Source organism: Candidatus Thermokryptus mobilis (genome assembly GCF_900070205.1).
Lineage (GTDB): Bacteria > Bacteroidota > Ignavibacteria > Kryptoniales > Kryptoniaceae > Kryptonium > Kryptonium mobile.
Genome location: NZ_FAOO01000023.1, coordinates 1 through 6,808, shown reverse-complemented (window position 1 = coordinate 6,808; position 6,808 = coordinate 1). Strand labels below are relative to the sequence as shown.

General features: G+C 38.6%; 7 protein-coding genes and 1 pseudogene. All 8 read left to right on the top strand.

What is annotated here, in order from left to right:
* A partial coding sequence (locus FKZ43_RS10390) for a DUF8196 domain-containing protein (protein WP_512698797.1) occupies positions 1-489 on the top strand: 489 nt, incomplete at its 5' end.
* Between the two features lie 28 nt (positions 490-517).
* Entirely contained in the window at positions 518-1,072 is a 555-nt protein-coding gene (locus tag FKZ43_RS10385) for a TraR/DksA family transcriptional regulator (protein ID WP_140945826.1), read from the top strand.
* A 6-nt stretch (positions 1,073-1,078) separates the two neighbouring features.
* On the top strand, positions 1,079-1,669 hold the full coding sequence (gene lspA / locus FKZ43_RS10380) for a signal peptidase II (protein ID WP_140945825.1): 591 nt from the start codon (positions 1,079-1,081) through the stop codon (positions 1,667-1,669).
* A complete protein-coding gene (locus tag FKZ43_RS10375; RefSeq protein ID WP_140945824.1) occupies positions 1,650-2,678 on the top strand; it encodes an RluA family pseudouridine synthase in 1,029 nt (342 codons plus the stop codon). The genes lspA and FKZ43_RS10375 overlap by 20 nt, the downstream gene beginning before the upstream one ends.
* A gap of 2 nt (positions 2,679-2,680) precedes the next feature.
* Positions 2,681-4,102, top strand: a complete 1,422-nt coding sequence (gene rlmD / locus FKZ43_RS10370) for a 23S rRNA (uracil(1939)-C(5))-methyltransferase RlmD (RefSeq protein WP_140945823.1) — start codon at positions 2,681-2,683, stop codon at positions 4,100-4,102.
* 11 nt (positions 4,103-4,113) lie between these two features.
* On the top strand, positions 4,114-5,340 hold the full coding sequence (locus tag FKZ43_RS11705) for a prolyl oligopeptidase family protein (protein WP_320415060.1): 1,227 nt from the start codon (positions 4,114-4,116) through the stop codon (positions 5,338-5,340).
* Positions 5,337-6,221, top strand: a complete 885-nt coding sequence (locus FKZ43_RS11700) for a prolyl oligopeptidase family serine peptidase (RefSeq protein WP_320415059.1) — start codon at positions 5,337-5,339, stop codon at positions 6,219-6,221. Before FKZ43_RS11705 ends, FKZ43_RS11700 begins: the two co-directional genes overlap by 4 nt.
* 71 nt (positions 6,222-6,292) lie before the next feature.
* Positions 6,293-6,808: pseudogene (locus tag FKZ43_RS10360) on the top strand (PQQ-binding-like beta-propeller repeat protein); the annotation flags it as partial.

The following is a 6,808-nucleotide window of genomic DNA, read 5'->3' as shown; positions in this document are numbered from 1 at the left end:
GACCGTTTGAACAGGTTGACAGAGAAAGTTGACCGTCTTGCGGAGGCACAATTAAAGACGGAACAATCGTTGATTAAGGTTAGGATGGACCTTGCTGGGCTGTCGCGGAGTTTCTCTTATGCTTTTGAAAATGAAGCGTTTCGGCATCTTCCGAGGTTTTTGAAAGAAAAATATGGGATTGAAGTAGTTGAAAGATTGATCCGAAAAGAAGTTCGTGGTAAGGAGATCAATTTGCTCGGTATGGCGAAGAAAGACGGTCAGGATATCATTATAGTTGGTGAGGTTAAAATGCGACTTGAGAGCAAAAAATATAAGGAAGAGTTTGAAAGTGATGTTTTTGATGAGCTTGAGGAGAAAGTTGAAGCTGTCAGATCGGAATATGGTGATATTGAGGTAGTGAAAGTTCTTGTTACGCATTTTGCTAGCGAATCCTTTTTAAAGCTCGCTAGGGAGAAGGGGGTAATAGTAGTTCAAAGCTTTGAATGGTGAAATTTAAAAAACTTTTGTGAGGTTAATTATGCCAGCGAAGAAAAAAAGCAAAGTTAAAAAGGCAAAGGTTAAATCAGCGAAGAAAGTTGCAAAGAAGAAGACCGTTAAAAAGGTTGCGAAGCGAAAAAATGTTTCAACTCCAAAATCGCGGGTTGAAAGTATCAATGTCAATCCCAGCAACGCGAATCAGAAAGAGCAAGTGAAGTCATCTTATTCAAAGGAGGAACTTGAGCATTTCAAGCAAATTCTTCTTAAAAAGCGTGAGGAGATACTTGAAATGCTTGAAGCACACAAACAATCCTTGATTGAGGCGACGACACAGAACGATAAGCCAGTTGGAACGCCTTATTCAATTCACATGGAATACGGGACCGAGACAGAAGAGAGAGAAAAAACGATGTTTTTCATCGCCCGCGAGGAGAAAATGTTAAATTACATTGATGCTGCGCTTATGAGAATTGAGAGGGGAACTTACGGGGTTTGTATAAAATGTGGGAAGCTGATTGATAAGCGACGACTTGAAGCTGTCCCGCACACTCAACTTTGTATTGAATGTAAACTTGCCCAAAAGAAAGGATTTTAACTTGCAGTGAAAATCCTTTATGTATCAATTTTAATCGTTTTAATTGATCAAGCCACAAAACTTCTCGTCCGTGGTTTTGAATTACCCTGGCTTGGAATAAAAGTAGACGGTATGAGGATAGGTGAATCAAAGCGTCTTATAGGTGACTTCGTTCGGATAACTTACACAGAAAATCCCGGAATGGCTTTCGGGATAAATCTTGGAAATAAATTTTATCTGACTTTTCTCGCAATTCTTGCTGTGATAGTTGTCTTTGCCTATTTATACAGGGTGCGAAATGACAGTTTTTTAATCCGTTTATCTCTCGGTATGATAATCGGAGGTGCGATTGGGAATTTAATTGATAGGATTTTCTATGGTGTTATTTTCAACTATGGGAAAATTTTCCACGGACGGGTCGTTGATTTCATTGATGTTGATTTCTTTGATATGAACATTTTTGGGTATCACATTGATAGATGGCCGATTTTTAATATAGCGGATGCATCCGTGACAGTTGGGGTTTTAATTTTATTGTTTGCTCGCCAAAAGAAAGAGTTGACCGACAAGGAAACAAATCCCGAGATCGGTCTTAAAAATGTTGAAAGTGGTGAATGAATTTGATGAACTTGTAAAAAAGCATAAAGTTTTAAAGGAAGTTGAAATTATCGTCCCAAATGTTGAAAAGCGTGAGAGGATTGATAAATTTTTAGTGAACCAGATAGAGAACGCAAGCAGAAGCAAAATAGAGAAATTGATTGAATCAGGTCTTGTCCTTGTAAATGGAAGAACTGTAAAGCCAAGTCATAAAATTGCACCTGGTGAGAGGATAATCGTAAAGATACCAAAAGAGCCAAGACCTGAACTCCTTCCAGAGCCAATCCCGCTTGAAATAGTTTATGAAGACGAATATCTCCTTGTGGTTAATAAGCCTGCCGGTATGGTCACTCATCCAGGTCATGGTAATTACACTGGGACACTTGTCAATGCTTTGCTATATCATTGTTCAAGTTTATCGCGGGTAAATGTTTCTGGGGGTGAGGTTCGTCCTGGGATAGTTCATCGGCTTGATAAGGACACGAGCGGATTGCTTGTCGTCGCAAAAGATGATGAAACACACAGGCAACTTGCAAGGCAGTTTTTTCACAAAATAGTTGAAAGGGAATATTGGGCGATAGTTTGGGGGCATTTTAACTCAAATAGAGGTGTGATTGAAGCAGAAGTTGGAAGAAGCCGAAGTGACAGGACAAAATTTGCTGTGGTTCGCGGTGGAAAGCCAGCTGTTACGGAGTATGAAGTAATTGAAAAATTTGGTTTTTTATCCCTTGTGAAATTAAGGTTGAAAACGGGAAGAACGCATCAGATAAGAGTTCATCTCGCACATATCGGTCATCCTGTTTTCGGTGACCCTACTTATGGTGGAAGAAGGATTGCTTGGGGTGGAATTGATAGAAAGAAAAAATTATTCGTTGACGAGCTTCTTAAGATAATGCAAAGACAAGCACTGCACGCAAAAACGCTTGGATTTATTCATCCGGCAAAAAATGAATTTATGCGTTTTGATTCCGATCTTCCCGAGGATATGAAGAAAGTTCTTGAGATTTTGGAAACGCAAGCAAAATTATAGATATGTTTGAAAAAGGAAGCGAAATAGAGGTTAAAATTGAGAAAACGGTCTTTGAAGGCAAGAGCATAGCAAGGGTTGATGGATTTGTGGTCTTCGTCAGAAATGTTGTCCCTGGGGATTTGGTAAGGGTGCGAATTACAAAGGTTAAAAAGACATATGCTGAGGCTGAACCTCTTGAGATATTAAATGGTTCGGAGTTGAGAGTTGAGCCGAGATGTAAATTCTTCGGAATATGTGGCGGGTGTAAGTGGCAAAATCTTGATTATAAAGCCCAGCTTGAATTTAAGCGCGACCATGTGATTGAAAGCTTTACAAGGATAGGTGGTTTCAAGGGGATTGAAAATGTAGTGCTTCAAACATTACCTTCGGATGAGATTTTCTTTTACAGGAATAAAATTGAATTTTCGTTTTCAGATCAAAGATGGTTACTTGAAGATGAAATTAAAAGTGGAGTTGAACTTGAAAAAAATTTTGCCCTTGGCTTTCATCTTCCAGATAGATACGATAAGGTTCTTGACATTGATGAATGTTTTTTACAGTCGGAGCTGAGCAATGAGATTTTGAACTTTACGAGGGATTATTTCAAATCAAGAAAAGTTTCAATTTATTCAACTGAAAAGAATTCTGGTTATTTGCGTTTTCTCGTTATAAGAGAGGGGAAAAACACCGGGGATGTGATGGTCAATCTTGTGACGTTTGAGGATTCGCCCGAGATTATGGGTGATTTTTCAAAAGAGATGATCTCAAAATTTCCGAATATTACAACCATTGTTAACAACATAAATACCAGAAGAGCGCAAATTTCAACAGGTGAATATGAGAGGGTTTATTTCGGGGACGGGACTATAACTGAAAAGCTTGGCGATTATGTCTTTCGCATATCTTCAAATTCTTTTTTCCAGACGAACACTAAGCAGGCGGAAAAACTTTACAAGAAGATAATTGAATTTGCAAAATTTAATCCCGATGATGTCGTTTATGATTTTTACTCTGGTACTGGGACGATTTCAATTTTTATCTCTTCTTATGTGAGGGAAGTTGTTGGGCTTGAACTTGTTGAAAGTGCTGTTGAGGACGCTTGGAGAAATGCCGAGATTAACGGCGTCAAAAATTGTAAATTTATATCGGGCGATTTAAGAGATAAGCTCTATATTGATAAATCTTGGATGAAGGAGGTTGGGAAACCAAACATTATAATAGTTGACCCACCAAGGTCTGGCATGCATCCGGATGTGGTCAGAGCGATAGCTAAAATTCAACCCAAGAGAATAATTTATGTCAGCTGTAATCCAACGACTCAAGCAAGGGATGTAAAATTGTTGCTTGAATATAACCCAAATTATGAAATAGAGTTGCTTCAACCTGTTGACATGTTCCCCCACACCTACCATATTGAGAACATAGCGGTATTAAAAACTAAATAAACAGGCATAAGATGAAGATTAAAACTTTCCTTCTGGCTATTTTAATAACATTTTCTGCATTTGCCCAGAAGTTGAGTTATCCACCCACAAAGACGGTTGATGTCGTTGATGATTATCATGGGTTTAAAGTTCAAGACCCATATCGTTGGCTTGAGGATTTTGAATCAGATGAAGTAAAACGGTGGGTTGATGAGCAGAATCGGCTCACTTTTGATTTCATTCGCTCCACCCCTTTTTATGATAAGATAAAGAATAGGTTGACGGAGTTGATGAATTATCCCAGATATTCCGTTCCAGTTAAAGCTGGGGAAAGATATTTCTTCTTCAAAAATGATGGTCTTCAAAATCAATCTGTTCTTTTTATGCGGGAGGGTTTGAAAGGTAAAGATATACTTGTAATTGACCCAAATAAGTTTAGCGAGGATGGGACGGTTGCCCTTATGAATTTATCATACAGCAAGGATGGTAGATTTCTCGCTTACGGTGTATCTACTAGTGGTAGCGATTGGCAGGAGATAAGAATAAGGGATGTTTTAACTGGAAAGGATTATGATGAGGTTTTGAAGTGGTGCAAGTTTTCAAGCATAGCTTGGCTACCTGATAATTCTGGGTTTTATTACAATCGTTTCCCTGAACCTGGAACTGTTCCAAAAGGGGAGGAGAATAACTATAACAAGGTATATTTCCACAGGCTCGGAACGCCACAGTCGGAAGATAGACTTGTTTATGAAAGACCCGATGCGAAGGAGTTAAATTTTTATCCGCAGATAACAGAAGATGGGAAATACTTGATATTGACTGTCACGCACGGGACGAGCCCCAAAAATAGAATTTATTATCGCAAGTTAAATAGCAATGATGACTTCATTCGCCTTCTTGATGAAGCGGACGCAAGTTATGATTTCATCGGTAATAAAGGTGATGTTTTTTACTTCGTGACGGATTTAAATGCGCCAAGGTATAGAATTATAGCAATTGATGTAAATAAGCCCGAGAGAAAGAATTGGGTTGAGGTAATCCCAGAAAAAAAGTCGGTCATTTCAAACGCAAGAATAATTAACGACCATTTCGTTGTCGTATATACGGAGGATGTCAAGCATAAGATAGAGATTTACACGCTTGATGGTAAATTTGTTAAGGAGATAAAGCTTCCAACTGCGGGGACCGTCTCAGGGCTATCAGGAAAGCAAAAGGATACGGAGATGTTTTTCGGATTTACTTCCTTTTGTTCCCGTTGAATGTTTATAGGTATGATTTTAAAACGGAGAAACTTGAATTATTTTTTGAATCAAAACTTAAAAATTTCAATGCGGGTGATTATGTGGTGAAGCAGGTATTTTATGAGTCAAAAGATGGAGTTAAAGTGCCGATGTATGTAGTCCATAAGAAGGATTTAAAACTTGATGGTAATAATCCTGCTTTGCTTTATGGTTATGGTGGGTTTAACATAAGTATAATGCCGTCGTTTTCAGCTATAAGGTTGCTTTGGCTTGAGATAGGTGGGATTTATGCAGTAGCCAATTTGCGAGGTGGGAGCGAATATGGTGAGGAATGGCATCAGGCGGGAATGCTTGATAAAAAACAAAATGTCTTCAATGATTTCATCTCCGCTGGTGAGTGGTTAATTAAAAACGGTTATACAAATTCAAAGAAACTCGTTATCAATGGAAGGAGCAATGGGGGATTGCTTGTAGCTGCGTGTATGGTTCAAAGACCCGATTTATTCGGTGCGGTGGTTTGTGAAGTTCCTGTGATTGATATGCTCAGATATCACAAATTTACCGTGGGTAGGTATTGGGTTCCTGAATATGGGAATGCGGAGGCAAATCCTGAACATTTCAAGTTTCTTTATGCGTATTCACCGCTTCACAATGTTAAGAAGGGTGTTGTTTATCCGCCAACCATTATAACAACGGCTGATCACGATGATAGGGTTGTTCCTTTGCACGCCTATAAATTTACAGCAACGCTTCAATCTGCAAACGCGGGTGATACACCGATTTTGCTCAGGGTAGAAACAAAAGCAGGACATGGTGCTGGAAAGCCAACTTCAAAAATAATTGAGGAGCAAGCGGATATTTACGCATTCATATTTAAAGTTCTTGGGATAAATTATTGATTGTGATATAAATCACTTTGAAATTTCAAGCTTTTTTAGAAATTTTTTTCAAAAAAAAGGAGAGTGCTATGGTGGGCAAGGTTTTATTTTTAATTTCAGCTTTCTTCATTATTCTTTCCTCATCTTTGTTAGCTCAAACGCAGGAATGGCTTAAGTTTGAAGCAGCTTGGATAAATGCTATCGTTACAGAGGGAAGATATGTCTGGATTGGAACAAGTGGGTATGGACTTGCTCGTCTTGATACATTAAGTGGTCAAATAACATGGTATAATACCAGAAGTAATCCAAGCTTGCCGAGCGATTGGGTTTATTCAATTGCAATTGACGATTCAGGTAACAAATGGCTTGGTTTATATGAGTACATTGCTAAATTTGATGGAAGTCGGTTTATAAGTTATCGGAGGTGGAGTGAATTTATGAGGGAGGTTGCGGTAGATGATTCTGGATATGTTTGGGCTGGAACTGAGGACGGTTTTATCTATCGGTTTGATAGAAGAAATTTTCCACCTTCTAGTTCTAGTGCTTATGGTATTGGTACTAGAGTTACAAAAATACTTTTTGATGACTCCATGAATGTTTATGTGGTT

Bases quoted from the DNA above. Each gene is read 5' to 3' on its own strand.
- FKZ43_RS10385 (WP_140945826.1), top strand. From the start codon at position 518: ATGCCAGCGAAGAAAAAAAGCAAAGTTAAAAAGGCAAAGGTTAAATCA.
- FKZ43_RS10375 (WP_140945824.1), top strand. From the start codon at position 1,650: ATGTTGAAAGTGGTGAATGAATTTGATGAACTTGTAAAAAAGCATAAA.
- rlmD (WP_140945823.1), top strand. From the start codon at position 2,681: ATGTTTGAAAAAGGAAGCGAAATAGAGGTTAAAATTGAGAAAACGGTC.
- FKZ43_RS11705 (WP_320415060.1), top strand. From the start codon at position 4,114: ATGAAGATTAAAACTTTCCTTCTGGCTATTTTAATAACATTTTCTGCA.